Below are 25737 nucleotides of genomic sequence, written 5' to 3' on the forward strand. Positions count from 1 at the left end.
GGCTAGGCCGCGACCGTAGCGAGCAGGTTTAAACGCCTCAGAACGTTGATGCGCAATGCCCTCCTGTGGGGGCATGGCCGGAGCCCGCTGCGATGAGCGGCGGCTCCAATCGAACGTTGACGGGTTTGGACACAGCCCAGTCCCAGGCAAAAAAGGCAATCAAACCCAGCCAAAAAACCAGCGTGAGTGAGGATAGATTTTTCTTCATGATCTGCACGCCCAGCTTAAAACGCAAAGTGGCGACGAACCCGTACGCCAATCAATGAACCGCAAAACGCTAACGGCACCCAGATCCAGCCGTGCAAACTGCCGGTGGAAATGCCGCTGACCATGGCGCCGATGTTGCAGCCAAAGGCCAGACGCGAACTGTAGCCAAGCAAAAAACCCGCGATGATGCCGACCAGCCATTGCTTGCCGGTCAAGGGCGCTCGCTGCGCGGCAGTTTGCCCCGCAGCGACGAACAAGGCTCCCGCCAAAATACCGATGTTGGTGATCGAGGTAACGTCCAGGAATACCGATTGCGACAGGTTATTGAGATTGACGGACTGACTCCAGAAGGCATTCGCCGTTGGGTCGAATAGCCCAGCAGCAGTGGCGAGCTTTGCGGCCCACAGGCCAAAGCCATACACCACACCCCACGGTTGACCGGCAATCAGCAGGTTCAGCATCGCCAATGCGGCCAACAACACGGCCCCGATCAGCAGGCGCCGGTTGAACCAGCTGGCGCCCCCGCCGACCCAGGCGCGTGCAGCCAAACCAAACACGACCAAGCCGATCAATGTCAGCCCAAACGCCTCGCCTGCGCCAAACGTTTTTACCAGGCTGACGGGGGCTGTCGCGCCCAGCTGCAGCCATTGCTCCAACTGAGCCGAGCCCAGAAAACTGCCGATCGCAAACACCGGCAATATCGCCATATTCAACGGCACGCCCATACCAGCCTTGTACAGCGTGCCGGAGCCGCAGCCGTCGGCAATCTGCATCGTGGCGCCGAATACGAACGCGCCAATCAACAAACTGACACTAGGTGGGCCTAGCGCTGCCCCCAGATCCGTCGGATATTCGGCCAGCAGCGGCATGCACACTGCCGCCGCGATTGCGAGCAGTATCAATTGCGCCATCACGCCGCTGGGATCGCGCTGTTCGATCAGGCGTCGCCACCCGGTCGTGAATCCGAATCGCGCGCCGGCCAGCACACCCCCCATGCCGATGCCAACGAGGAATAAGGCCGCCTGACGTAACGATACGAACCAGGCCAACGCCAAGAAAAACGCGGCGAATACTGCCGCCAACGGGAAACGGGTCATCACATGCCTTGAAAAACCCCGGCGCTCACGCCGGGGAAAAGGATGCAACCAAGCGGCTGCAAAATTTTGAGTTTGATTATTCGACTCGCGATCAGCCCGCCAAATCCTTCAGGCTCTTCCAGATCTGTTGACCTCTGCTAGGCACGTTGTCCATCGGCAAGGCCTCAGAGGATTGTGTCCAATCGGCCAGCGATGCCGGATAGAGCATCACGTTCTTTTGGCCAACCACCTCTGACAGAGCGAACCAATCTGTCGCTGCCCAGTGACCGGTATTGCAGAAAGAAATGGTCTCATCAGCGGGTTCGGGCAAAGACTGCGACGCAATCGTTTTTGCCTCGTCCGGCGAGACAAAGATCGACGTGCCAGGCTTGAACCATTTGCTGTGCTCGAGATTGAGCGCGTTGTGAATCGTGCCCGGGATCTTGGCGGTGGGTGCTTTGACCTCACCGCGGAAAAAGTTCGACGGACGGGCGTCGACCAAGTGCACCTTGGGGTTATCGATCTGGGCCAAGACCTGCTCTTGCGTCGCGATCAAGGATCGATTCAGCACCGGCGTATAGGTGCTGGCAGCGACCGTCGGCACGGCTTGGTCCTGAGGCAAGCCGGCGTCAGCCCAGGCCTTGACCCCACCGTTCAAGATCGACAGCTCGGACAAGCCCAGATATTTCAGTGTCCAATACACCCGCGCCGAGCTGCCGAAATCGGTGGCGTCTGAGCCCGAGGATACGACGACAGCATGGATGTTCTGATCCACACCCAGTTTGCGCACCAGGTCGGCGAGTTTTTCTACGGGCGGCAGCAGACCGGGATTGTCCGCCGGGCCACGCCATTGGCCATAGGGGGCCGACAAGGCGCCGGGGATATGGTTGGCGGCATAGTCCTGCGGCGGCCGGATATCGATGATGCGCACGGCGGGTTCGCTACGCACCGCGTTCAGTTCGGCCGGCGTCAGCAAGGGCTGCGCGGCGTACACGGCCGAGCCCGCCATCAGCGCCGCGGCGGAAAAGAGAAGGAGAAAACGCTTCATGGTGATACGTGCCCTGAAAGGAGTAAGCCCAGCGGCCATTCTTTCATTATTTATTTATATATAAAAATACATTTTAATCATCTTTATATATATGAAAGTAAGAATGGCCGGCGTTCCCCTTATTAAGGGACTAACGCCCGCGAAACGGCCGCCATCAGGATGGCAACGCCGCTCAAATCCGCGCAGAGCCGGATCTATTGATCAGGCCAGATAGCGTTGGAACCAGGCAATGGTGCGATCCCATGCCTGCTTGGCCGCAGCCTCGTCGTAGCGAGGAGTCGAGTCGTTGTGAAACCCGTGGTTGGTGCCGGGATAAATATAGGCTTCGTATTTTGTGCCCGCCGCCTTGAGCGCCGCCTCGTAGGCTGGCCACGTGCCGTTGACGTTGGGATCGGTCTCGGCAAAATGAAAGAGCAGCGGGGCCTTGATGCGCCCGACGTCCTCGGGCTTGGCCTGCCGGCCATAGAACGGGACGGCCGCGGCAAGCTCGGGATAAGCCACAGAAGCCGCGTTGGACACGCCGCCCCCGTAGCAGAATCCCGTAATGCCGACCTTGTCGGTGGTCAGATCGCTGGCACGCACATATTCGATCGCCGCAAAGAAATCGTTCATCAATTTCTGCGGATCGACTTTCTGCTGCAATTCGCGGCCCTTGTCGTCGTTGCCGGGATAGCCGCCGACCGAACTCAGCCCGTCCGGGGCCAGCGCGATGAAACCGGCCTTGGCCACACGACGCGCCACGTCCTCGATGTAAGGATTCAAGCCACGGTTTTCGTGCACGACGACGATGCCGGGGACCTTGCCCTGGGCAGCCTTTGGACGCACCAGATAGCCGCGTACCTGACCGTGCCCGTTCGGTGACGGATACTCAATGTATTCCGCCACGATATCGGGATCGGTGAACTGCACCTGCTGGGCCATCGCATAGTCGGGACTCAAGGACGCCAGGATCGTTGCGGCTGTCAGGCCGCCCACCGCGTATTTCGCCGCGCGATCGAGAAAATCGCGCCGGCTGATCCGGCCGTGCACATAACCGTCATAAAGCTCAAGCAGTTCAGGGGAAAAGTCGCGGGCGGTGAGGCGGCTCATGGCGGAGAATCTCCGAGGTAGTGACGCATTGACGGGAACACCCTACGCGAACCGTACGGCATTCTGATGACTAATCCCTTCTGTGCAATAAGAGGTGGATCCCCACGGGTCAAGGGCATCAAAGTGCCTAAAGGTGATATACGCGAAGTATTCACAAGCAACCGGGGGATTCACCATGAAGTTTACGCCCGTCGGAGCAGACATTGCAAAATCAGGGCGATAACATGAGCCCCCTATTCTGCGAACTCAAACAGCACCGTCCACTGCACCGTCGCTCTGATCCACTAAGGGCTCGTGCCAGTGCATCAAAGTCTTTAGCATTTCGACAAAAGACGCCGCGCGCGCTGGATCAAACGACGCCAGTATTTCACGTTGGTGGGCCATAGCCTGATCGCACAGACCGCCGATCAATCGCCGCCCCGCCGCAGTAATCCGAACCTGAGTTTGCCGGCGATCCGCGCGCACGCCGACGCGTTCTACCCAACCGTCGATTTCCATCCGCTGCACCACTTTGCTCAGCGTAGGCTGTTTGGTGATTGCCAGGCGAGCCAAGGTCCCGATGGTTTCGCCCGTGCCGCCCATCAAGCTCGCCAACACGCGCCACTCGGTCACTGAAAGCCCTGCCGCATTGACCTGCAAATGGAAGTCCGCCGAGATGCGATGGCTGGCCTGGGCCAATAAATAAGCCAGGTATTCGTCTACAAAACGCGTCGATGGCGGATTCATTCGGCCTCATCTTTACTTCGAAACCAGGCACGGTTCGCACCTGCACCAACATGGTTGTTGAATGCTGTGCCGCACCATACCGCGATGCCCTGTTTTAGCACGCCATGCACCAATTCGATACAGGGTAAACCTGGATATAAATCATCTTTCCTGGTCGTATACACCCTTGTTTTTAAGTGATATTTTGTCTTTTCCATGAAAAATCATGTTTTTTGTTGACAGTTATATAGTTGACTCCTAAAGTATTTATTCATGACGCAATCGCGGCAAAAAAACACGGGCTCTCGATAGCTCCGGATTCAGGGAAAACGGCATGGCTGAAAGATCTTTCAAGAAAGAAGTCCAGCAGTTGCGCATCGGCGCCGGCACGGAATTTCGCGGCGAAGGGATTCTGGCTGTGACCAAGGGCCTGTTGCAGGCCGGTGTGGGCTATGTGGGCGGCTATCAGGGTTCGCCGATTTCGCACTTGATGGATGTCCTGGCCGACGCAAACGAGATCCTGCAGGAGCTGGGCGTGCACTTCGAGGCGAGCGCCTCCGAGGCCACTGCCGCCGCGACGCTCGCCGCGTCAGTCATGTATCCGATTCGCGGGGCTGTCACCTGGAAATCCACCGTCGGCACGAACGTAGCCTCTGATGCGCTGGCCAATCTGGCCTCGGGCGGCGTCACGGGCGGGGCACTGGTCATCGTGGGAGAGGACTACGGCGAGGGCTCATCCATTATGCAAGAGCGCTCACATGCCTTTGCGATGAAATCGCAGATCTGGTTGCTGGACCCACGTCCCAATCTGGAGAGCATGGTCAAGGCGGTCGAAGACGGGTTCGAGCTATCCGAGGCCAGCAATACCCCTGTGATGCTGCAATTGCGCATCCGCGGCTGCCATGTCCATGGGCGATTTATTGCCAAGGACAACAAGCGTCCCACATACACGCTGGCCCAAGCGCTGGAGAGTCCGTCGCGCGATACCAATCGCATCGTGTTGCCGCCCGCCTCGTTTTTGCACGAGCAGGAAAAGATCAAAGACCGTTGGCCCGCCGCGGTGCGCTATATCCAGGAACACCAACTCAATGAATTCATGGACGACGGCGATCTGCAGGATATCGGATTGATCTTGCAAGGCGGGCTGTATAACGGTGTCATCCGCGGATTGCAGTTGTTGGGCCTGGCGGATCACTTTGGCAATAGCCGTATCCCCCTGTACGTCATGAACGTCACCTACCCGGTCATCGAGGACGAGGTGCAGCGTTTCTGTACGGGCAAGCGCGCCGTGTTGATGCTGGAAGAAGGCCAACCCGATTATCTGGAACAAAACCTGCACGCCATCCTGCGCAAGGCAGGCGTCGCCACGGCGCTGCACGGCAAGGATTTTCTGCCGATGGCCGGCGAGTACACGACACAGGTGCTGCGCGATGGCATACGCGGGTTCCTGGCGAAGTATCAACCCGAGGTGTTGCAGACGCATCCGGCAGTCGCGGCAGATGCGGGGCCCCTGTCGGCCGCACAGGCGAGTCAGGCACCCGCTGACGCTCGTCAGCAATCGCTGCGGAATCTGGTGCAGGAAACCGTGCTGGATTCACCGCAGCCGGCGGCAGTGAAGCAAGCATCAATCAGCCCACACACACCGGAAACAGGAGCCACTCAGTCCCGCGCGACAACGCAGACGCCCGACAGTACGGGTACCAAGGCGCTCCCTAAAGAACAACCCATCACGTTCCACAAACACGTCGCCGATCTGGCTCAGGTCGTACCGCCCCGCCCTGCGGGCTTTTGTACGGGCTGTCCGGAACGGCCGATTTTTTCCGCGCTGACGCTGGCGCAGGAAACGCTGGGACAACACCATATTTCCTGTGACATCGGCTGCCATCTATTCTCGATTTTGCCGCCGTTCAATCTCGGCGCGACGACGATGGGCTATGGCCTGGGAGCATCGAGCGCAGCCGCTTTTAATGTTCCAGCGGCAAAACGGCCGATCTCGATCATGGGCGATGGCGGTTTCTGGCATAACGGGCTCGCGTCCGGCATCGGCAATGCAGTATTCAACAAGTACGACGGCGTCATCGTCATCGTCGACAACTTTTATGCATCGGCGACAGGCGGTCAGGACATCTTGTCCTCGCGCGCACAGAATCCCGATCGCAGCACTAACAACCCTATCGATGCAGCCGTGCGCGGCGTAGGCGTCAAATGGGTACGCACGCTGGATCGCACCTACGACGTCGCCAAGGTCCGCGCCACGATCGAAGAAGCCCTGACCACCGACGAAAAAGGTCCGAAGGTCATCATCGCGCAGTCCGAGTGCATGCTGAATAAGCAGCGCCGCATCAAACCGCAGTTCAACCAGGCCGTCAAGGACGGCAAGCGCGTGGTGAAGGAACGTTTTGGCGTGGATCCCGATGTCTGCACGGGCGATCACGCGTGCATCCGCCTGTCGGGTTGCCCGTCGCTCAGCGTGAAAGACAGCGGTGATCCATTGAAAGAGGATCCGGTCGCGCATGTGGAAAGCAGCTGCGTCGGCTGCGGCAATTGCGGTGAGGTCGCTCACGCCGCCGTACTGTGTCCTTCGTTTTATCGCGCCGATATCGTGCATAACCCCACAAAATGGGATCTCACCGCGGCACGCGTGCGCGGCGCGGTGATCGGTTTCTTGCAAAAACGACGCGCCAGACGTCTGGCACAGACCGCCTGGTAGTACCGCAGTATCGGCAATGGGACTGTTGATCCCATCGCACCGAATGACGACCTGTATGGCTTTTCCATCTCGAGACTCGCATGCACACGAACGCTGTAACCGCCGCATCTCCGATCAAGATCGCCGTCCTCGCCATGGGCGGCCAAGGCGGAGGCGTGTTGGCTGATTGGATCGTGGATATGGCCGAACACGCAGGCTGGTGGGCGCAAACCACGTCCGTGCCGGGTGTCGCGCAACGTACCGGCGCCACGATTTACTATCTGGAACTCTTGCCCGAGTCTGCTGTGCAACAGGCGGGCCGCCAACCGGCGCTGGCTCTCATGCCTACGCCCGGCGATGTCGATCTGGTCGTGGCTGCGGAATTGATGGAAGGCGGTCGCGCCATTCAACGTGGCCTTGTCACCCCTGAACGTACGACCTTGATCTCCTCCTCGCATCGCAGTTTTGCGGTCAGCGAAAAATCCGCACCCGGTAATGGCATTGCCGATCCGAACAAGGTGCTCGATGCTGGGCGTGTCGCCGCACAGCGTTTTCTGTGTTTTGATTTGCAAGCCCTGGCGGATCAGGCCGACAGCGTCATCAGCGCCAGCCTGTTTGGCGCCGTGGCGGGCAGCGGCGCCCTGCCCTTTAGCCGCCAGGATTTCGAGGCCACGATCGAACGCGGCGGGCTCGGGGTCAAAGCCAGCTTGCGCGCGTTCGCGTTGGGCTATGAGGCCGCTGCGACGGCCCCTGCCGTGCCTGCCGCGATTGATCGTGAACGCGAAATGCCTGCAGTGCCCACGCGTGCCGCGACACCGGGCGCGCAGGCGCTGCTGGATCGCATCACGCGTGATTTTCCGAGTGTGGCGCAGCCACTGCTGGCAGCAGGGACGCAGCGTACTGCCGAATTTCAAGACATGGCGTATGCCCGCGAATACCTGGATCGCATGGCGGCACTACAGGCATTGGACGCGCAATATGGCGGTGCCGGTCACGACTGGGCATTGACCTGTGCGGCGGCGCGCTACCTCGCGGTGGCGATGGCGTACGACGACGTCATTCGCGTCGCCGACCTCAAGACGCGCGGCACCCGTTTTGACCGTGTACGTGCCGAGGTCGGCGCCAAACCGGATCAGTTGGTCTACACCACCGACTATATGCACCCTCGTGTCGAGGAAATCTGCGGCACGCTGCCGGTAGGCCTGGGCCGCTGGATCGAGCGCTCGCCGGGTCTGTCGGGATTTGTCAGCCGCCGCCTGGGTAAAGGACGCCGACTGAGCAGCGCCTCGTTGACAGGGTTCCTGATGCTCTATGGACTATCCGGCATGCGGCGCATTCGCCGCCGGACCTTGCGCCATCAGATCGAAACACAAGCCTTGCGCGAATGGCTGGATTTGATCACCGAGCTCGCGCCGCGCGATTACGCACTCGCCGTCGAGGTCGTGAACTGCCGACGGCTCGTCAAGGGCTACAGCGATACGCACTCACGCGGCACCAGCAAGTACGGCACATTGCTCGACACCGCCCGCCAGTTGGCAGGCCGCCCTGACGCCGCGCAAACGCTGCGCGGTCTGCGGGAAACCGCCCTGTCGCAAGTCGCCTGCGGCCCGCTGGAAAACCAAGCCAAACAGGCCATCGCCGCCTGAACCGCCACGATCGCTACGGAGACATCGTGCAGATTTTGAACCTCATCATTCGCGACATCCAGCAGGCCACGCCGCTGGTGCGCACTTTTGTCATGGAAAATGCGGACGGTGGCACGCTGCCGGCATTCGAGCCCGGCGCGCATTTGAAAGTCCAGATCCCGGGCCTGGCCGAACCTCGTTGTTATTCGCTGATCGCAACGTGCGCCGATACCGCGGCCTTTACCGCTCCTCATCAATATCGCTTGGGCGTTCGCCTGGACGAAGCCGGCGGTGGCGGATCACGCTACATGCATGGATTGCAAGTCGGGGACACGCTGACGGTGCAGGGACCGAAGAACGATTTCCCGCTGCATGCCTGCTCGCGCGAGGAATCGACAGACCGTCATCGCACCGTGCTCATTGCAGGCGGTATCGGCATCACCCCCATCGCATCGATGGCTGCAGCGCTGAAAAACACGGACCGCGAATTCGTCTTGCATTACTGCGGCCGCCACCGCGATCAGTTGGCCTTGGTCGACGAACTGCATACGTTGGCCGGCGAACACCTCGATGTACACGTGGACGACGATCCGCTGTCTGCGTTGAATCTCGACGCATTGCTGGATACCTACGCGCCACATCAACACCTGTATGTCTGCGGACCACAGGGCATGATCGACGCGGTCATTGCGGGAGCGCGTCAACGACAATGGCCCGACACACACATACATTTCGAGCTGTTCACAACGGCTGCACCGTTGGCTGGCGATCAGCCCTTTGAGGTCGAACTCAAGCAAAGCGGCCTGGTGCTGACCATTCCCGCTGACAAAACCATCGTCGAAATCATGGAAGCCGCAGGCTGCGATCCCATGTATGACTGCAAGCGCGGTGAATGCGGCGTCTGCCAGGCTACCGTCCTCGAGGGCACGCCCGATCACCGCGACTACTACCTGTCGGACGCAGAAAAAGCCGAAGGCAAACTGATCCAGATCTGCATCTCGCGCGCAAAATCCGCGCGCCTGGTGCTGGATCTGTGACGCAAGAGACATAAAAAAAGGGGAAACATCATGGGCCATTATCGCAACAACCCCGACGCCATCCGTGCCCTGGTGCGCGACACCGAGGTGCACAAAGACCTGTTCGTCGATCAGGAACTGTTCGAACTGGAAATGGAACAGCTGTATGCCCGCACCTGGGTCTATGTGGGCCATGACAGCCAGGTTCCGAACCCCGGTGATTTCATCACCACGACCGTGGGCGACGAACCGGTCGTCATGGTGCGCCATACCGATCGCAGGGTCCGCGTGTTGATCAATCGCTGTCCGCACAAAGGCACCATGGTCGCGGGCGACGCGTGCGGCAATACAGGTAAGTTTTTTCGCTGCCCCTATCACGCCTGGACGTTCAAAACCGATGGCAGCCCGTTGTCCATTCCGCTCAAAAAGGGCTACGAGAACACGGGGCTGGAACACTGCGAAGCCAGCAAGGGCATGGCCGCGGTCGCCAATGTCCGCAATCACCGGGGATTTGTATTCTGCCGCCTGAGCGACGAAGGCGAGGACTTCGAGACCTTTTTTGGCGAGGCCCTGTCTACGCTGGACAATATGGTGGATCGATCGCCCGAGGGCCGGCTCGAGGTCGCTGGCGGCGTATTTCGCTATATGCATCGCTGCAACTGGAAAATGCTGGTCGACAACCAGACCGACACCTGCCACCCCATGGTGGCGCATGAGTCCTCGGCCGGCACGGCCGTACGTGTCTGGGCACAGGCCCCCGAGGGCACGCCCAAGCCCATGGCGGTCGAACTCTATGCGCCGTTTATCTCACCGTACGAATTTTTCGAGGGCATGGGCATCCGTGTCTGGGAAAACGGACACGGGCACACCGGCGTCTCTGACTCGATTCACGCCTCGTATTCGGCGATTCCCGGCTATTGGGATGCGATGGTGGCCGCCTACGGCGAGGATCGCGCCAAGGCCATCCTGGGCGATGTGCGTCATAACACGGTGTATTTCCCCAACATCATGGTAAAGGGTCCCATTCAAACACTGCGTATTTTCAAGCCGCTGGCTGCGGATCGTACGCTGGTCGAGTCATGGACCTTCCGTCTGGTCGGAGCGCCCGATCTGTTGCTGGAGCGCACGCTGATGTATAACCGGCTGATCAATGCCCCTACCTCGGTCGTGGGCCACGACGACCTGGAAATGTACGAACGCGCCCAGGATGGCCTGCGTACACGTGCGCGCAGCTGGGTCAACGTAGGCCGCCTCTATGACCCTGCCGAGCACGGTCAAAAGAATGTCGTCACCAACGGCACCAACGAATGGCAGATGCGTAATCAGTATCGAGCCTGGGCACGCTATATGACCCAGGGCATGGAGGACGCGGCATGAACCCGCTAACGACCGCCGTGAGCGAACAGGATCTGCTCGACTTTGTCTATGCCGAGGCGAGGCTGTTGGATGAGCTGAAGTTCGAGCAATGGTTGGCGCTCTATGCCGACGATGCGTACTACTGGATGCCGCTTGCACATGATCAACAGGATCCTCGCCTGCATGCCTCATTGATGTACGAGGACAAACTGCTGCTGCAAGTGCGCGTCGAGCGTCTGACTGGGCAACGCACGTTCTCACAGCAACCTAAAAGCCGTTGTCACCATTTGCTGCAACAGCCCACGATCGAGCGCGATCATCCTGAGCACGCGCCCGACCAAGGACGCTATGTCGTGCGCGTGGCATTTCACTATGTCGAGACACGGCAGGATGCGCAGCAACTCTATGCGGGCTGGTCCACGCTGCACTTGGTCGAACACGAGGGTGCATTGCGCATCCGGCTGAAACGGGTGGACCTGGTCAATTGTGACGCCGCCTTTGGCAACATCCAGCTATTCATGTAAGGGGGCCACGTGAGCGCCACGGTTTACCAAGCGTTTGTAGACACAACACAGAAATGGCCATCCAACGCAATGCTGTGTGTGCTGGAGGAAACGGCCGGGATTTATGGCATCCCCGCCGGCGAAATCAGCTATCAGGATGCGGCAAACCGTATTGGGGCGCTGCGCGAGGCCTATCAACGGGCGGGTTATGGGCACGGCCACCGTGCGGGGCTGTTGTTGGAGAATCGGCCGGACTTCTTTCTGCACTGGTATGCGTTGAACGGCTTGGGGGTTTCTGTCGTTCCTATCAACGGGGATCTGCGCGCAGCGGAATTGGAATACCTCATCGGCCATAGCGAGATCGCCATCGCCATCGCGCTGCCCTCACGTCACCAAGAACTGCGCGCCGCGGCAGAGCGCGCAAATCATCCGTTGCAAGTCATCGCTGCTGATACCACGCCACCGCCTGCGCCATTCCGCGCCCCTGCGGCCGGGACGGCCCCCGGCATCATGACCGAGTGCGCCCTGCTCTACACGTCCGGCACCACCGGACGTCCCAAAGGCTGCATTCTGCCTAACCGCTATTTCCTGCATGCAGGCAACTGGTACGCCAACATCGGCGGGCTCGCGACGCTGCATGAAGGACGGGATCGCATGCTGACCCCACTGCCTCTGGTGCACATGAACGCCATGGCTTACTCGGCGATGGCGATGTTGTTGACGGGGGGATGCCTGATTACGCTGGACCGTTTTCATCCGCAGACCTGGTGGGAGAACGTTCGCGATTCGGGCGCAACGGTGTTGCATTATCTGGGCGTGATGCCCGCTATCTTGATGAAAGCGGCGCCAGCGCCGCAAGATCGCGATCACCAGATTCGTTTTGGTTTCGGCGCGGGTGTTGACCGGGCATTGCACGATCCTTTTGAAGCGCGCTTTGGTTTTCCATTGCTGGAGGCCTGGGCGATGACGGAGACCGGCGCGGGCGCCGTCATCATTGCGAATCACGAGCCGCGTCACACGGGTACAAATTGTTTTGGGGCAGCGGAGGACGACGTGCGGGTTCGCATTGTCGATGACGCGGGCCTGGACGTAGCCGACGGCAGCCCTGGCGAGTTGCTCGTGTGTCATACCGGCGAGGATCCGCGCTACGGTTTCTTTGCCGGCTATCTCAAGGACGAGGCCGCCACGGCGGCGGCATGGCAGGACGGTTGGTTCCATACCGGCGACCTGGTACGTCGCGAGCCCGATGGCAATATGCATTTCGTCGACCGCAAGAAAAACGTGATCCGCCGCAGTGGCGAGAACATCTCCGCGGTCGAAGTCGAAAGCGTGCTGGCACAACATCCCCTGATTAAAAGCGTCGCCGTGGCTGCTGTCCCGGACGCGGTGCGAGGCGACGAGGTCCTAGCCTGCGTCGTGCCGGTCACCATGCCTGCCGATGCCGGCGCGATGCGGGATGCAGCCAATGACATCGTCCGCTGGTGCCTGACGCAACTGGCCTATTACAAGGCGCCGGGGTTCGTGGCTTTTGTCGAGGCCTTGCCTCTGACCACCACCAACAAGATCCAACGCGGAGAGATGAAGGCCCTCGCGCCGACGCTGCCGGGCACCGCACGCTGCGTCGATACCTGCGCCATGAAAAAGCGCCAAGAGGTGCCCGCATGACCGCCCTGCGCCGCGGATACGAAGGTGTGGTCGCGGTTTGCCCCGTCACGATCCCGTATGCACGCTACAGCACGCATAGCGCTCATTGGTGGCTGGGTCGCGCATTGTATGAGCTGCTGCACGCATCGGGCCTGCAAAAATCCGATGTCGATGGCATGTGCGTCTCGAGCTTTACGCTGGCGCCGGATACTGCCGTCGGCCTGACTCAACATCTAGGCATGGCTCCGCGCTGGCTGGACCATATCCCCATGGGTGGGGCAAGCGGTGTCGTGGCCCTGCGCCGGGCGGCACGTGCCGTGCAAGCCGGCGATGCCGAGGTCGTCGCCTGCCTCGCGGGCGACACCAATCATGTGGACTCGTTTCGCAATACCGTCAGCCAGTTTTCACGCTTTGCCCAAGACGCGGTGTACCCCTATGGCGCCGGCGGGCCCAATGCCAGCTTTGCGCTGTTGACGGCACACTACATGGCGCAAACCGGCGCCACACGTGAGGATTTTGGCAAGCTGTGTGTCGCGCAGCGCGACAATGCACTGCGCTATCCCCATGCGCTGATGAAAAAGCCGCTGAGTCTGCAACAGTACATGGATGCACGTCTGATCACCGACCCAATCCATTTGTTTGATTGCGTCATGCCCTGCGCGGGGGCAGATGCGTTTCTGGTAATGAGTACCGATCGAGCAAAGGCGTTGGGCCTGACCGGTGTAAGGATTCTGTCTACCATCGAGCGCCACAACGCCTGGAGCGAGGACCCTATTCAGCAACGCGGCGGATGGACCATCGATGTGGACGAACTCTACGCACTGGCGGGTCGTGGGCCGCAGGATATGGACTTTATGCAAGCCTACGACGACTATCCCGTCATCAACCTGATGCAGATCGAAGATCTGGGATTTTGTGCCAAAGGCGATGCGCCGCAATTTGTGCGCGACAACACGTTCACGATAGACGGGACCTTTCCCTTTAATACCAACGGCGGCCAGCTCTCCGTCGGCCAGGCTGGCGCGGCAGGCGGTTATCTGGGATTGGTCGAAGCGCTGCGGCAACTGACGGGCACCGCAGGTGGCACGCAGGTCGCGCAGGTACAAACGGGACTGGTAAGTGGTTTCGGCATGATCAACTATGACCGCGGCCTATGCACGGCCGCCGCGGTCCTGGCCAGGAGCGAAGCATGACGCAGCCTCTGAACCCTCCGGCCAAGAAAAACCCTATCGCCAGAACTCGGCAGCCTACGCTGCCGCCGGGCCCCCGCAGCCGTTGCGCGCTCGGACTGACGCGTGCCGCCGCGTTGGGTCGATTCGAACTGCAAGTGTGTTCCGCCTGCGAGACCGTGCAGTATCCCCCTCGTGAAGTCTGCGGGGCATGCTTGTCGCATGAGTTAGCCTGGAAATCCGTCAATCCCGAAGGCGTATTGCTCGCGAGCACCACTTTGCACCACAGCAACGACCTGTATTTCCGCGAGCGCCTGCCGTGGAGAGTCGGCACCGTACGCATGGATGCAGGCCCTTCCGTAGTAGCACATGTGCATCAAGACTGCGCCGATGGCACACGCGTACGCCTGACGTTGCGCCTGGATCGCTCCGGCCAGGCCGTCATGATCGCTTTACCCGAAAAGGACACGCCGCATATGGCTGACGATCCCGTTCTGCGCGAGACCTCGTGCGACCCCAAGTTCCGGCGCGTGTTGATCACCGACGGTAAGTCGGCTGCTGGCCAGGCCCTGGCCACCGCCTTGCTGGATGCGGGAGCATCGACAATATTCCTCGGCGATCCGCAGCCCTGGCGTCCTGTCGACGCCTACACCGACCTGCTGAAGGACGACCGCATCCAGGCCGTCACGCTGGACATCACCGATACCGACTCGGTACAGCGTGCCGCCGCGTCACTGGGAGGCAAGGTCGAGATTCTGATCAATACCGCCGACATGGAGCGCGAAGGCGGTGTCATGACGACCCGCGACGTCAACGTCGCGCGGGATGCGCTGGATATCAATGTGCTGGGCCTGATGCGCTTGGCACAACATTTCGGGCCGGCACTATGCGGGCGCGCTGCCGACGGGACGCGCAATGCCGTGGCCTGGGTCAATATCCTGTCTATTTACGCCCAGATGAATCTGCCCGCACGCGGCATGTGGTCGGCATCCAAAGCTGCGGCATTGTCATTGTCGCAATGCTTGCGCGCCGAGATGCGGCCGTCCGGCATTCGCGTCATCAATGTATTCCCCGGGCCGCTGGATCATGAATGGGAACAACGCACACCGCCGCCTCGCGTCACGCCGCAGGCACTGGCGCAAGCGGTCGTCCGCAGTTTGAGACAAGGAACCGAGGACGTGTACGTGGGGGACGTCGCGCAGGAATTCTGCGAACGCCTGACGGAAAACCCCAAAGCCCTCGAGCGCGAGCTGGGCGCCTGAGGCTGTCATTACGGCACACGCGCTGCATTCCCCTATCGATTGATTGGAGCCTTGGTAATGGATACCCATGTATTGACCCAGTTCATGAGCGAATTGATGAGTGGCCGCATTCGCATCGTGGACCTGACCGAAACCCTGACGCCGGAATTCCCGACCATCGTGCTGCCGCCGGAATTCGGCCAGGCCTGGCCGTTCCGTCTGGAGGAAATCTCCCGCTATGACGAACGAGGTCCGGCTTGGTACTGGAATAATTTTTCCTGCTCCGAGCATACCGGCACGCACTTCGATGCGCCCGCGCATTGGGTGTCCGGCAAGGATCAACCCGATAATACCGTCGACACCATTCCGATCGAGGCGTTCATCGCCTCGGCGTGCGTCATCGATTGCTCGGAGCCTGCTCGCGACAATCCCGATTTTCTGCTGACGATAGATTATGTGCGCGAATGGGAGGCCACTCATGGTCGCATTCCCGCGCGCAGTTGGGTGCTGATGCGCACCGACTGGTCCAAGCGCGCCAAGCCCGTGGACTATCTGAATATGCGTGATGACGGTGCACACTCGCCCGGGCCCGACGCGGAAGTCGTGCCGTGGCTGATACGCGAACGCGACGTGCATGGCTTTGGCACGGAATCCGTTGGCACCGATGCAGGGCAGGCCCAGCATCTGGATCCGCCCTATCCCTGCCATTACTACATGCATGGAAACAACCGCTATGGCCTACAGTGCCTGACGAACCTGGATCAGTTGCCAGCCACCGGCGCAGTCATTTTTTCGGCGCCGCTGAAAATCCGCAAAGGCTCGGGTAGCCCATTGCGGGTATTGGCCCTTACCCCATCCGCGGCCGCACAGGCTACGCGGGATGCCACGCATTGACCTGCGGCAATTCGCACGAGACGATATACAGATCACAGGGAAAATCATGCAAAACACGGACTACGTCGCGTTGGTCACTGGCGGCAGCGCCGGGATAGGCGCCGAAATCTGCCGCAGCATGCTCGATGCCGGCTGGCGCGTCGTGTCGCTGGCGCGGCGCGATCCCGATTTCACGCACGAACGTTTGATCAGCGTGCAGGCGGATTTGCTGGATGCGAAAGCCACCGCCCAGGCTGCCGCGCAAATCGCGCAGGATTATCCCATCAGCCATATTGTGCATAACGCAGGCGTCATCTGGCCCAATCTGCTGCCCGACGTCACGCAAGAGCAATTGCACGGACTGACCCAATTGCATCTGGGCGCTGCCATCAGCCTGGTGCAGGCAGCCCTGCCTGGCATGCAGGAACGCAAGTTCGGCCGTATTGTGCTGATGTCCTCGCGCGGCGCGCTCGGGCTGCCTACGCGCACGGCGTACTCCGCCACCAAGGCCGGCATGATAGGCATGGCGCGCACGTGGTCGTTAGAGCTGGCCCCGCATGGCATCACGGTCAACGTCGTCGCCCCGGGCCCGATCAAAACGGACATGTTCCACGATGTCATTCCCGCCGGCAGCGAGCGCGAACAGCAGCTCGCGCGCGGCATCCCGGTACAACGCGTGGGCCTGCCGGATGATGTGGCCCGCGCGGTGATGTTTTTTGCAGATCCCGCCAATAGTTTCGTGACGGGCCAAACCTTGTATGTCTGCGGCGGCGCCAGTGTGAGTTCCATCACGATCTGACATCGCATTGCGCTCGTACCGCAGAGCAGTTCCGTCGTCGTCTTATTCCCTCATTGCAGCATTTGTTTCTCTCCCTCTCGGAGGATTTGCCATGCATTCAAAGACTGTCTCGCTGGCGGCCGCAGCCGTCCTGGCTACCTTTTGCGCCCTACCCGCCTGGGCACAAATGAAAGTGGGCGTTGTAACGTCCTCGACCGGCCCCACGGCGCTGGTGGGTATCCCGCAGAAGAACTCGGTACCGCTGTTGCCAAAAAAAATCGGCGATATCGACGTGCAGTACATTTCCCTGGATGATGCCAGCGATCCCACGGCGTCCGTCACGGCGTTCAAGAAACTGATTTCCGAGGAAAACGTGGACGCCATCATTGGCCCCTCAGGGTCGCCGAACGCGATGGGCGTGATTCAGTTTGTCGCCGAGGCTGGCGTTCCCATGTTGGCTCCGGTTGGCACCGCAGCGGTCGTGCTGCCGATGACGGACCAGAAAAAATGGGTGTTCAAGACCACGCAGAACGATGACATCATTGCACGCGCGTTGGTCGATCACATGGCCAAGACGGGCATCAAGACAGTCGGCTTCATCGGCCTGAACGATCCGTATGGCGAGAACTGGTACAAGGTTTTTTCCGGGCTGGCGACGGAAAAAGGCATCAAGATCATCGCCAACGAGCGATATATGCGCACCGACAGCTCGGTCACAGGCCAGTCGCTGAAACTGCTGTCGGCACGACCGGATGCCGTGTTGATCGCTGCTCCCGGCGCGGCGAGCGTCCTGCCAGAAGCCACGCTGTTCGATCAGGGTTACAAGGGCAAGTTTTATCAAACCCACGGCGCAGCACTGCCCGATTTCCTGAAATTGGGTGGCAAGAAAGTCGAGGGCACGATCCTGGCGGCAAGCTTGATGCTGGTATTGCCCGAGATCCCCGACAGCAATCCGTCCAAGAAAGTCGCCAGCGACTATATCGCCGCCTATGAAAAGCTGAACGGTTCCAGACCCGCCACTTTTGGAGCGAACGTCTACGACGCGGGGTTGCTGCTGGAGAAGGCCGTGCCGATCGCACAAAAGGCCGGTAAGCCAGGCACCAAGGAATTCCGCAGCGCATTGCGCGACGCCCTGGAGCAAACCAAAGAACTGATTGGTACCCAAGGCGTCTACAACATGAGTGCAGCCGACCATAGCGGGTTCGACGATCGTGGCCGCGAGTTGATCACCGTCAAAAATGGCCAATGGACGCTTGTGAAATGATGACAACGCGAGCAATGCGACAACGGAGAGCCTCTGCATGAATGCGCAGATCGCCTTGATCCTGGGGCAAGATGGCATTACCAACGGCGCGGTCTACGCGCTGTTGGCGCTGTCCATCTTGCTCGTCTTCACGGTCACCCGGGTGCTGTTCATTCCGCAGGGCGAGTTCGTGGCGTTTGGCGCGCTGACCATGGCGGCGCTGCAAGCAGGCACTCCGACCCGTATGGTGTGGCTGCTGGCGGGCTTTGCCGTAGCGGAATTTCTAGCGGACGTGATCGCGGCGCGCCGCCGTACAGGGGGCCTGCGCATAGGCCGCTGGATGATCATCAAGCTGAGTTATCCGTTCGCGCTGGCCGCCCTGCTCTATGCGCTGCCGTTGGCCTCGTTGCCCATGGTGCTGCGCGCGCTGCTCGCATTGGCGATTCTGATCCCCATGGGGCCGCAGCTCTATCGTTTGTTCTTTCAGCCCATCGCGTCGGCATCCACCTTGGTGCTGTTGATCGTGTCCATCGCCGTACACCTGGCCCTGGTGGGGCTGGGTCTGCTGATCTTTGGCCCCGAGGGTGCGCGCACTGATCCGTTCAGCGATGCCAGCTTTCCGCTCGGGCCGATCAACATCAACAGCCAGGCGATCTGGGTCGTCTTGGTGTCGTTGATCCTCATCGTGGTGCTGTATACGTTCTTTGAACGCACCATGTATGGCAAAGCCCTGCGGGCCGCAGCATTCAACCGGCTCGGCGCGAGACTCATGGGGATTTCGCCGACGCTTGCCGGCAAGGCTACTTTTTTTCTGGCAGCCTTGATCGGTACCGTGTCCGGCATCCTGATCGCCCCGATTACCACCATCTATTTCGACTCGGGATTTCTCATCAGCCTGAAAGGCTTTGTGGGTTCGATCATCGGCGGATTGGTGAGCTATCCGATTGCAGCCGCGGGCGCCGTGCTCGTGGGGCTGATCGAGGCTTTCTCCGCATTCTGGGCCAGTGCCTATAAAGACATCATCGTGTTCACACTCATCATCCCCGTGCTCGTCTGGCGTTCACTGAGAAGCCATCATGTCGAAGAGGAGGACGACGAGTGAAGCCGCGCCACATTGTCCTGGTGTTCCTGGCGCTCTTGTTGCTGGCGCCTCAGGTATTGCCGCCGTTCTACGTCACCCTGCTGAACTACATCGGTCTGTATGCGATGGTATCGCTGGGTCTGGTGCTATTGACGGGCGTAGGGGGGCTGACGAGTTTCGGACAGGCGGCGTTCGTGGGGCTGGGCGCCTACACCACCGCGGTGCTGACCACGCAGGCCGACAGCTTGCCTGCATGGCTGGCCTGGATGGGCACATCGCCGTGGATCACGCTGGTTGTCGGCCTGATATTGACCCTGATCGTTGCCTGGCTGCTAGGCGCGATCACGTTGAGTCTGTCCGGCCATTTTCTGCCGTTGGGCACGATCGCGTGGGGGTTGAGCCTGTACCTCGCGTTTGGTTCTGTCCAGGGTCTGGGCGGCCATACTGGTCTGCCCGACATTCCGCCCATCTCGCTCGGCAGCCTGGTGTTGAACACCGGCCCAAGCATCTACTACCTCATCTGGGCTTTCTTGATGCTGGCCGTCTGGTGCACCCGCAATCTGCTGGACTCCCGAGAGGGCCGCGCGATACGCGCCCTGAAAGGCGGACGCATCATGGCTGAATCCATGGGTGTGAACACCACGCGTGCACGTATGGTGATCTTTCTCATCGCCGCGTTACAGGCCTGCGCCTCGGGCTGGTTGTATGCCCATATGCAGCGCTTTGTGAACCCCCATCCGTTCGGTCTGCAAATGGGCATCGAGTATATGTTCATGACAGTGATCGGCGGTGCGGGCCACGTATGGGGTGCGATTGCCGGTGCGGGGATTTTCACTGTGCTGAAGCAATGGCTGCAAGACTGGATGCCGCGTTTGCTGGGACAAACCGGGAACTTCGAAATCATCGTTTTCGGTTTTGGCATGGTCCTGTTGCTGCACCGTGCACGGGGCGGCATTTGGCCTGTTTTGGCGAAACTCGTTCCGGTCAAAAAGGCTCCGCTGCAAGTCAATCGGCAAGCCGACCCCCTGCCCCGCCGCGACATGCCTGCGCCAGGCAGCGTCCTGTTGGAAGCGCGCGACGTCACGCGCAAGTTCGGCGGCCTGGTCGCCAACAACGCGATGAGCCTCACCGTCCACGCCGGCGAGATCCTGGCCCTGATTGGTCCGAACGGCGCGGGGAAAAGCACCATGTTCAACCAGATCAGCGGTGTGGACACGCCGACTTCGGGGCAAGTGCTGCTGCGGGGCAAATCCGTCGCGGGAACCGGTGCCCGGCACATTGCCGGCCTGGGTCTATCGCGCACGTTTCAACACGTCAAACTCTTGAGCCGCATGACGGTCCTGGAAAACGTCGCCATCGGTGCGCATTTGCGCGGCCATTGTGGCGTTATGCCATCCGCCTGGCGGTTGGACCGGACCGAAGAGCAACGTCTTTTGGCCGAGGCAGCCCATCAAATCGAACGCGTCGGACTGGGCAAGCATTTGCACGATGAGGCAGGCTCGCTGGCGCTGGGACAGCAACGCATCCTGGAAATCGCTCGTGCGCTCGCGTCCGATCCTTGCTTGCTGCTCCTGGATGAGCCTGCTGCCGGCCTGCGTTATCAGGAAAAGCAGGAACTGGCCGAGCTGCTGCGACGCCTGCGTGCCGAGGGGATGGGAATACTGCTCGTGGAGCACGATATGGATTTCGTCATGGGTCTGGTGGACCGCGTCGTGGTCATGGACTTTGGCCAGAAGATCGCAGAGGGCCTGCCTGCGGAGATTCAATCGCATCCCGCCGTGCTGGAGGCATATCTCGGAGGCATAGACGATTGATGCTCAACTCAAACATGACCACGGGCACTGCCATGAACAGCACGAGCGCAGACGGGCTCGCGCATCCATCCGCCCCACGCGACCTATTGCGAGTCACGGACCTGCATGTCGCCTATGACAAGATCGAGGCAATCTCGGGCATCAATCTACGTGTAGGCGAAGGCCAGATCGTGACCGTGATCGGCCCCAATGGTGCGGGAAAAACGACGCTATTGGCCGCCATCATGGGCGTATTGCCCTCGCGCGGTGAGATCGTCTTCGACGGCCGGCCTCACGTACATGCCGAGATCGAGGAAATGGTCGCAGCAGGCATGAACCTGGTCCCCGAAAAACGTGAACTATTCGCCGAGATGAGCGTGGAAGACAACCTGATGCTGGGCGCCTTTCACCGCTATCGCACGGGTCAGCGCGACCATCAAGCCAGTCTGCAGGAGGTCTATGAACTGTTTCCCAGATTGCGCGAACGCCGGACACAATTATCCGGCACGCTGTCTGGCGGGGAACGGCAAATGCTGGCCGTTGGGCGTGCGTTGATGGCAAAGCCCAGGCTGCTGATGCTGGACGAACCGAGCCTGGGGCTGGCGCCACGCATCGTGCGCGAGGTATTCCATATCGTCGCTGAGTTGCGCCGGCGTGGGGTATCCATTCTGCTGATCGAGCAAAACGCCCGCGCCGCCCTGCAAGTCGCCGACTATGCCTACGTCCTGGAAACCGGCGCCATCACAATCGAAGGGCCGGCCGCGGATATTGCGCAGGACAAGCGGGTGATTGATGTGTATCTGGGGTTGGGGAAACACTGACGAGCGGCAATTTAGACGCTGTCCGCAGTCGCCGGAGGTGTCTCGTGCTGCATTACCGAAAAGTGGGCCGATGTTCTCTCAGCCACTCGCGTAAAGCATCGTTCATCCGCGACTGCCAACCAGGGCCGTCTGCTTTAAACGCAGCCAAGACATCAGCGTCATATCGAACCGAAGTCTGGATCTTCGTCGGCGCGATCTGTTGCCCGCGACGGCGTATTCCAAGCTTGGCCTGCAAGCCTGGAGGCAATACATCCCGAGCAGGCTTGGCACGGCGGAACATATCCTCCGTCCACTCTGGATTCTGATCGTCAATCATTTCAGGATCTGGTTTTTTCATAACGTGCTACCTCTCTGGCATTGGCTTTACGCAGGCTGATGACACGCAGCATGTCATCCCGCACCATGAAAACCACCATATGCAAACGACCGTCGATCATGCCCAGCGCCTGAAACCGCTGTTCACCATAATCATATCGGTCATCCTCAACAACTAATACGCTATCCCAGTCAAACTGCTGAACCAGCTCAAACGACAATCCCCGATTACGGATGTTGGCGTCATTTTTTTCCGGATCGTAAATGATGCTTATAGTCAAATTGTAGATGCAATTAAATACAAGAACAAGCCACGTCGAACGGTTAAATGCCCCCGCTTCAAGTATGGCCCCCCGGCAATACAAATCAGTGCAGTAACGATCAGAATATCGAGCTAATACTTGATCGCCCCGCCCTGCAGTCTGGCCGGAATATTTAACGCCGTATAGTCGTAGTTACCGAGGTATGGCCGTTCTGTATGGACGCGCAAGCTATAAAAAATCACCCGACCGAATCAAAACCGCCAGACCAGATCGCCCCTGACGGTTTGATTCGTTGAATTCTGTGCCAGTTGGCCGATGTAGGAGAAGCTGATATTCAGCGTGTCCCCTGCGGCAACACTCAGCCCGGCATCCAACACCAACGCATCTCGTGCCAACGGCACGCCCTCGATAGTAAATGGCGACCCACCGGACAATGAGAATGTCGATTTCGGCGACAACGCGCCAAATGCGTGTTGCCAACCCATCATCGCGTGGGCCGTCAGCGCACTTTTCTCTGTCGTGCCCAGCACCGTTTCCGTACGCAATCCCAGCGTGCTGAAGGTCGTATCGTGATTGGCGCTGCGTGCACGCAGGCCCACTGCACCGCCCTCGTCAAAGCCATCAGTATGTAAATGCACATAGGCCAACTGCGCAAAGGGTTCGAGCTGCGCCCCATACAGGTCAAACTGATAAGCTGCCTCGCCGAACAACTGCGCAGTGCGGGCGTGATAGTCGCTATCCGCACGCTCTGACAAGAACGGTACGCTGCGCTTTGCATCAACGTCATGCCAGGTATGCCCCGCCCCAAAGCGCAACGACGTCGCACCGTACTGTGCACCGGTATAAGCCGCCAGCGTGTAGCTGTCCACAGATGCCGACGACTGCCTGTTGTCCACGCGGAACGTACTGGAGCCAAAGCCTCCCATCAAACCGGCTCGCCAGGAGTCGCCGACAGACGTATCCGCACCAACAAAAAAGCCACTGGAAGAACGATCCAGTTGGGCCGTGCTGCCCGAGGACATGTGGCCCCACGCACCATATACCTGCCCCCATGTCGAGGTCTCGGGCATAGCGGTGAAGGCGGTATTGCGGGTATTGAGCTTCACGCTGCCGTTCTGAGCCACTAGGCTGGGCTGCGTCGCTCCTTGTCGAAATGCCGTACGCAATCGGCTCGTAATGGCATCGCGCGTATAGCGGCTGTCGTCGATCAGCGCCGACGCCACGCTGGGATGCAACTCGCCAGACAAGCTGTCAAAGGTGGCACGCGCCGTGGAAGCGTCCATCAGGAGGACACGGTCAAACAAGGTGGTGTTTGAATCACCTACAGCAGCAACACCCTGCATGCTCTCAATCGCCGCGCCGACTGATCGTTGATTGTGGCTCGTGCCCACATCGCCAAATGCCAGGCCGTTACGTGCGACATCCAGATAGACATTTTGCGGATCGTACGACAGCGCCACATTCAAAAACGCAAAACACTGGCACAGCTCATCGTACCGACCCGAAATCGCGTCGCCCGTCGACAGAATGGTGTAACGCTGGTCACCCTGATAATCACCCGGCTTCAATGCGACATCGACTCTGGCACCGTCGATGTGTGCTTGCCCGCTAACGTCCAAACGGCCCGGTGCGGCGACATCTACAAAGAGGCTCCCGCTTTGATGCTGTACATAGTCGCCCTCGACCGATAGCGTGCCTCCCTGTTGAGGCACACCGGGCGCCACCATTCCTTGGCTGTCGAGATCCCCGATGATGGTGCCGTTACCAGAGAGCACCCCGTTTGCGCCGACAAACGTGGGCGACGCGATGCTGCCGGAAACCATCAACTGGCCACCATTGACGTGTGTCTGGCCAGAATACGTGCTGTGGCCGGTCAGCTCCAATGATCCACTGCCCGATTTGATCAATCCGCCAGCACCTGTGATGTCATTGCCCCAGGTGCTGGTGCCTTGATCGAACGTCACACGGAAATCACCCCAATCGAATTTCCCTGGCCCCTTCACAGCCTTGCCGACATCGAGAATCCCATAGCCGAACACCTCGTCTACCCCGGGATCGCCTACGTCCAACGCCGTCCCCAACAGCACTTGGCGCACTTGCTCCATCGTCATATAGGGGAACCGTTGCGCCACCAATGCAGCGGCCCCCGCTACATGTGGGGCCGCGAGCGACGTACCCCATTCTCTGGAATAGCCGCCTCCCGAATTCGCTACGAGAATATCGTCACGATCGTTCACCCAGACCCATGCCCCGACGGCACTATCCCAGGCCCAACCATCACTGCCACCTGGCGCGGCCAGGCACCAGTTCATCGCCACCCCACACTCATTGGACCACTCCGGCATGTAGGCAGGCGCGATCGCCGCCACCGCCAACCACCCGGACTCCAAATCCGGCACGTAATAAGGCAAGCCAGCGGGACTCAGTGGATCCGCAGCGCCGTTATTGCCCGTGCCAAAAATCATCAACGTGTCTGCGCTGACCGCCCGGCGCGCAGCCGCAATCAAATTAGGCTGGAGCGTCAGCCAATACTCCGCCGACTCGTCTGTGATCGAGGTGCCACTCGAACCCCAACTGTTGTTGATAATGCGCACGCCTTGGCTGATGAGGTCGTCCCAGGCTGCGGCCATGTAGGGGCGGTTAAATTGACTAAAGGAATCATCCTCGTCCAGGATACGCGCGGAGTACACGGTGGCGCCCGGCGCTACGCCGTGCATGCCAACACCATCGCGGTTTGCGGCGATGACTGAGGCAACCATCGTGCCATGCCCGTAACTATCTGTCAGCGTAGCCGTATTATCCAGATAGTCATACCCGCCCCCAATGCGGCCGGAGAACTCAGGGTGATTAGGGTCTATACCGGTATCGGCGACTCCGATTTTCACGCCACTGCCGTCCAAGTCCAACGCATAGGCATCGGCTGCGTTAATGGCGTCCAATCCCCATTGCGCGAGATATTCTTTGGTGCGCCACGTGTCTGGACTGCTCAGATCACCGGATGTCTGCGCGTAAACCGGCGCCGGTTGCAGGCCGGTAGTCGCGATGAAATATAGGAATAATTTTCGTAATACACCGCCAGCTGCGTGAGCCATTCGAACAACGCCTTACGGGAGAATCGTTGAAAAAGTGTTCGAATAGTAATTTATTATTGCAATATAAACACCAAAAATTACGTAACACTGAAAGCTCGCTCTCTTTGGCG

At 59.8% G+C, this 25737-nt stretch carries 23 protein-coding genes; 14 read left to right on the plus strand and 9 right to left on the minus strand.

Annotation, left to right across the window (positions count from 1 at the left end; translation table 11 throughout):
* Window positions 1-37: 37 nt before the first annotated feature.
* The 6 genes from ACYVI2_RS00360 to ACYVI2_RS00385 form a co-directional block, all read right to left on the minus strand.
* Window positions 38-208 (minus strand): hypothetical protein, encoded by a 171-nt coding sequence (locus ACYVI2_RS00360; protein WP_415819347.1) that lies wholly within the window; start codon window positions 206-208, stop codon window positions 38-40.
* A gap of 16 nt (window positions 209-224) precedes the next feature.
* A complete protein-coding gene (locus ACYVI2_RS00365) occupies window positions 225-1304 on the minus strand; it encodes a YeeE/YedE family protein (RefSeq protein ID WP_415819346.1) in 1080 nt (359 codons plus the stop codon).
* Between the two features lie 91 nt (window positions 1305-1395).
* Complete coding sequence (locus ACYVI2_RS00370) at window positions 1396-2331, minus strand: sulfurtransferase (RefSeq protein ID WP_415819345.1); 936 nt, start codon at window positions 2329-2331, stop codon at window positions 1396-1398.
* Between the two features lie 201 nt (window positions 2332-2532).
* Window positions 2533-3420 (minus strand): YghX family hydrolase, encoded by an 888-nt coding sequence (gene yghX / locus ACYVI2_RS00375; protein WP_415819344.1) that lies wholly within the window; start codon window positions 3418-3420, stop codon window positions 2533-2535.
* Window positions 3421-3666: 246 nt separating this feature from the next.
* Window positions 3667-4146 (minus strand): MarR family winged helix-turn-helix transcriptional regulator, encoded by a 480-nt coding sequence (locus ACYVI2_RS00380; RefSeq protein ID WP_415819343.1) that lies wholly within the window; start codon window positions 4144-4146, stop codon window positions 3667-3669.
* Window positions 4143-4343, minus strand: a complete 201-nt coding sequence (locus ACYVI2_RS00385) for a hypothetical protein (protein ID WP_415819342.1) — start codon at window positions 4341-4343, stop codon at window positions 4143-4145. The genes ACYVI2_RS00380 and ACYVI2_RS00385 overlap by 4 nt, the downstream gene beginning before the upstream one ends.
* 116 nt (window positions 4344-4459) lie before the next feature.
* Here ACYVI2_RS00385 and ACYVI2_RS00390 point away from each other — a divergent pair, with 116 nt between their 5' ends.
* From ACYVI2_RS00390 to ACYVI2_RS00455, 14 genes are all read left to right on the plus strand, one after another.
* Window positions 4460-6835 carry a thiamine pyrophosphate-dependent enzyme gene (locus tag ACYVI2_RS00390; protein WP_415819341.1) on the plus strand — a complete coding sequence of 792 codons (2376 nt, stop codon included), beginning with the start codon at window positions 4460-4462 and terminating at the stop codon, window positions 6833-6835.
* Window positions 6836-6915: 80 nt separating this feature from the next.
* Window positions 6916-8460 (plus strand): indolepyruvate oxidoreductase subunit beta family protein, encoded by a 1545-nt coding sequence (locus tag ACYVI2_RS00395; protein ID WP_415819340.1) that lies wholly within the window; start codon window positions 6916-6918, stop codon window positions 8458-8460.
* A gap of 26 nt (window positions 8461-8486) precedes the next feature.
* Window positions 8487-9476 carry a PDR/VanB family oxidoreductase gene (locus tag ACYVI2_RS00400; protein ID WP_415819339.1) on the plus strand — a complete coding sequence of 330 codons (990 nt, stop codon included), beginning with the start codon at window positions 8487-8489 and terminating at the stop codon, window positions 9474-9476.
* Between the two features lie 30 nt (window positions 9477-9506).
* Window positions 9507-10832, plus strand: a complete 1326-nt coding sequence (locus tag ACYVI2_RS00405; RefSeq protein WP_415819338.1) for an aromatic ring-hydroxylating dioxygenase subunit alpha — start codon at window positions 9507-9509, stop codon at window positions 10830-10832.
* On the plus strand, window positions 10829-11335 hold the full coding sequence (locus tag ACYVI2_RS00410; RefSeq protein WP_415819337.1) for an aromatic-ring-hydroxylating dioxygenase subunit beta: 507 nt from the start codon (window positions 10829-10831) through the stop codon (window positions 11333-11335). The genes ACYVI2_RS00405 and ACYVI2_RS00410 overlap by 4 nt, the downstream gene beginning before the upstream one ends.
* A 9-nt stretch (window positions 11336-11344) precedes the next feature.
* Window positions 11345-12979, plus strand: a complete 1635-nt coding sequence (locus ACYVI2_RS00415) for an AMP-binding protein (protein WP_415819336.1) — start codon at window positions 11345-11347, stop codon at window positions 12977-12979.
* Window positions 12976-14151: a thiolase family protein gene (locus ACYVI2_RS00420; protein WP_415819335.1), complete on the plus strand. Its 1176-nt coding sequence runs from the start codon at window positions 12976-12978 to the stop codon at window positions 14149-14151. The genes ACYVI2_RS00415 and ACYVI2_RS00420 overlap by 4 nt, the downstream gene beginning before the upstream one ends.
* Window positions 14148-15389 carry an SDR family NAD(P)-dependent oxidoreductase gene (locus ACYVI2_RS00425; RefSeq protein WP_415819334.1) on the plus strand — a complete coding sequence of 414 codons (1242 nt, stop codon included), beginning with the start codon at window positions 14148-14150 and terminating at the stop codon, window positions 15387-15389. Before ACYVI2_RS00420 ends, ACYVI2_RS00425 begins: the two co-directional genes overlap by 4 nt.
* Window positions 15390-15446: 57 nt before the next feature.
* Window positions 15447-16262: a cyclase family protein gene (locus ACYVI2_RS00430; protein ID WP_415819333.1), complete on the plus strand. Its 816-nt coding sequence runs from the start codon at window positions 15447-15449 to the stop codon at window positions 16260-16262.
* Between the two features lie 46 nt (window positions 16263-16308).
* Window positions 16309-17040 (plus strand): SDR family NAD(P)-dependent oxidoreductase, encoded by a 732-nt coding sequence (locus tag ACYVI2_RS00435; protein ID WP_415819426.1) that lies wholly within the window; start codon window positions 16309-16311, stop codon window positions 17038-17040.
* Window positions 17041-17131: 91 nt separating this feature from the next.
* Complete coding sequence (locus ACYVI2_RS00440) at window positions 17132-18283, plus strand: ABC transporter substrate-binding protein (RefSeq protein WP_415819332.1); 1152 nt, start codon at window positions 17132-17134, stop codon at window positions 18281-18283.
* Between the two features lie 37 nt (window positions 18284-18320).
* The gene (locus tag ACYVI2_RS00445; protein WP_415819331.1) at window positions 18321-19364 is read left to right on the plus strand and encodes a branched-chain amino acid ABC transporter permease; all 1044 of its coding nucleotides are present in this window, start codon (window positions 18321-18323) and stop codon (window positions 19362-19364) included.
* Window positions 19361-21157, plus strand: coding sequence for a branched-chain amino acid ABC transporter ATP-binding protein/permease (locus ACYVI2_RS00450; protein WP_415819330.1), 1797 nt, complete (start codon window positions 19361-19363; stop codon window positions 21155-21157). Before ACYVI2_RS00445 ends, ACYVI2_RS00450 begins: the two co-directional genes overlap by 4 nt.
* 32 nt (window positions 21158-21189) lie before the next feature.
* On the plus strand, window positions 21190-21957 hold the full coding sequence (locus tag ACYVI2_RS00455) for an ABC transporter ATP-binding protein (RefSeq protein ID WP_415819329.1): 768 nt from the start codon (window positions 21190-21192) through the stop codon (window positions 21955-21957).
* A gap of 52 nt (window positions 21958-22009) precedes the next feature.
* On the opposite strand, the gene ACYVI2_RS00460 is transcribed toward ACYVI2_RS00455, so the two are convergent.
* The 3 genes from ACYVI2_RS00460 to ACYVI2_RS00470 form a co-directional block, all read right to left on the minus strand.
* A complete protein-coding gene (locus ACYVI2_RS00460; RefSeq protein WP_415819328.1) occupies window positions 22010-22294 on the minus strand; it encodes a BrnA antitoxin family protein in 285 nt (94 codons plus the stop codon).
* Window positions 22275-22553 (minus strand): BrnT family toxin, encoded by a 279-nt coding sequence (locus ACYVI2_RS00465; protein WP_415819327.1) that lies wholly within the window; start codon window positions 22551-22553, stop codon window positions 22275-22277. The genes ACYVI2_RS00460 and ACYVI2_RS00465 overlap by 20 nt, the downstream gene beginning before the upstream one ends.
* Before the next feature lie 233 nt (window positions 22554-22786).
* Window positions 22787-25627, minus strand: coding sequence for an autotransporter domain-containing protein (locus tag ACYVI2_RS00470; protein ID WP_415819326.1), 2841 nt, complete (start codon window positions 25625-25627; stop codon window positions 22787-22789).
* Between the last annotated feature and the right edge of the window lie 110 nt (window positions 25628-25737).

Source organism: Bordetella tumbae (genome assembly GCF_054780995.1).

Coding starts and splice junctions, on each gene's coding strand:
- ACYVI2_RS00360 (WP_415819347.1), bottom strand. CDS start 208: ATGAAGAAAAATCTATCCTCACTCACGCTGGTTTTTTGGCTGGGTTTG.
- ACYVI2_RS00365 (WP_415819346.1), bottom strand. CDS start 1,304: ATGACCCGTTTCCCGTTGGCGGCAGTATTCGCCGCGTTTTTCTTGGCG.
- ACYVI2_RS00370 (WP_415819345.1), bottom strand. CDS start 2,331: ATGAAGCGTTTTCTCCTTCTCTTTTCCGCCGCGGCGCTGATGGCGGGC.
- yghX (WP_415819344.1), bottom strand. CDS start 3,420: ATGAGCCGCCTCACCGCCCGCGACTTTTCCCCTGAACTGCTTGAGCTT.
- ACYVI2_RS00380 (WP_415819343.1), bottom strand. CDS start 4,146: ATGAATCCGCCATCGACGCGTTTTGTAGACGAATACCTGGCTTATTTA.
- ACYVI2_RS00385 (WP_415819342.1), bottom strand. CDS start 4,343: ATGGAAAAGACAAAATATCACTTAAAAACAAGGGTGTATACGACCAGG.
- ACYVI2_RS00390 (WP_415819341.1), top strand. CDS start 4,460: ATGGCTGAAAGATCTTTCAAGAAAGAAGTCCAGCAGTTGCGCATCGGC.
- ACYVI2_RS00395 (WP_415819340.1), top strand. CDS start 6,916: ATGCACACGAACGCTGTAACCGCCGCATCTCCGATCAAGATCGCCGTC.
- ACYVI2_RS00405 (WP_415819338.1), top strand. CDS start 9,507: ATGGGCCATTATCGCAACAACCCCGACGCCATCCGTGCCCTGGTGCGC.
- ACYVI2_RS00410 (WP_415819337.1), top strand. CDS start 10,829: ATGAACCCGCTAACGACCGCCGTGAGCGAACAGGATCTGCTCGACTTT.
- ACYVI2_RS00420 (WP_415819335.1), top strand. CDS start 12,976: ATGACCGCCCTGCGCCGCGGATACGAAGGTGTGGTCGCGGTTTGCCCC.
- ACYVI2_RS00425 (WP_415819334.1), top strand. CDS start 14,148: ATGACGCAGCCTCTGAACCCTCCGGCCAAGAAAAACCCTATCGCCAGA.
- ACYVI2_RS00430 (WP_415819333.1), top strand. CDS start 15,447: ATGGATACCCATGTATTGACCCAGTTCATGAGCGAATTGATGAGTGGC.
- ACYVI2_RS00435 (WP_415819426.1), top strand. CDS start 16,309: ATGCAAAACACGGACTACGTCGCGTTGGTCACTGGCGGCAGCGCCGGG.
- ACYVI2_RS00440 (WP_415819332.1), top strand. CDS start 17,132: ATGCATTCAAAGACTGTCTCGCTGGCGGCCGCAGCCGTCCTGGCTACC.
- ACYVI2_RS00445 (WP_415819331.1), top strand. CDS start 18,321: ATGAATGCGCAGATCGCCTTGATCCTGGGGCAAGATGGCATTACCAAC.
- ACYVI2_RS00455 (WP_415819329.1), top strand. CDS start 21,190: ATGAACAGCACGAGCGCAGACGGGCTCGCGCATCCATCCGCCCCACGC.
- ACYVI2_RS00460 (WP_415819328.1), bottom strand. CDS start 22,294: ATGAAAAAACCAGATCCTGAAATGATTGACGATCAGAATCCAGAGTGG.
- ACYVI2_RS00470 (WP_415819326.1), bottom strand. CDS start 25,627: ATGGCTCACGCAGCTGGCGGTGTATTACGAAAATTATTCCTATATTTC.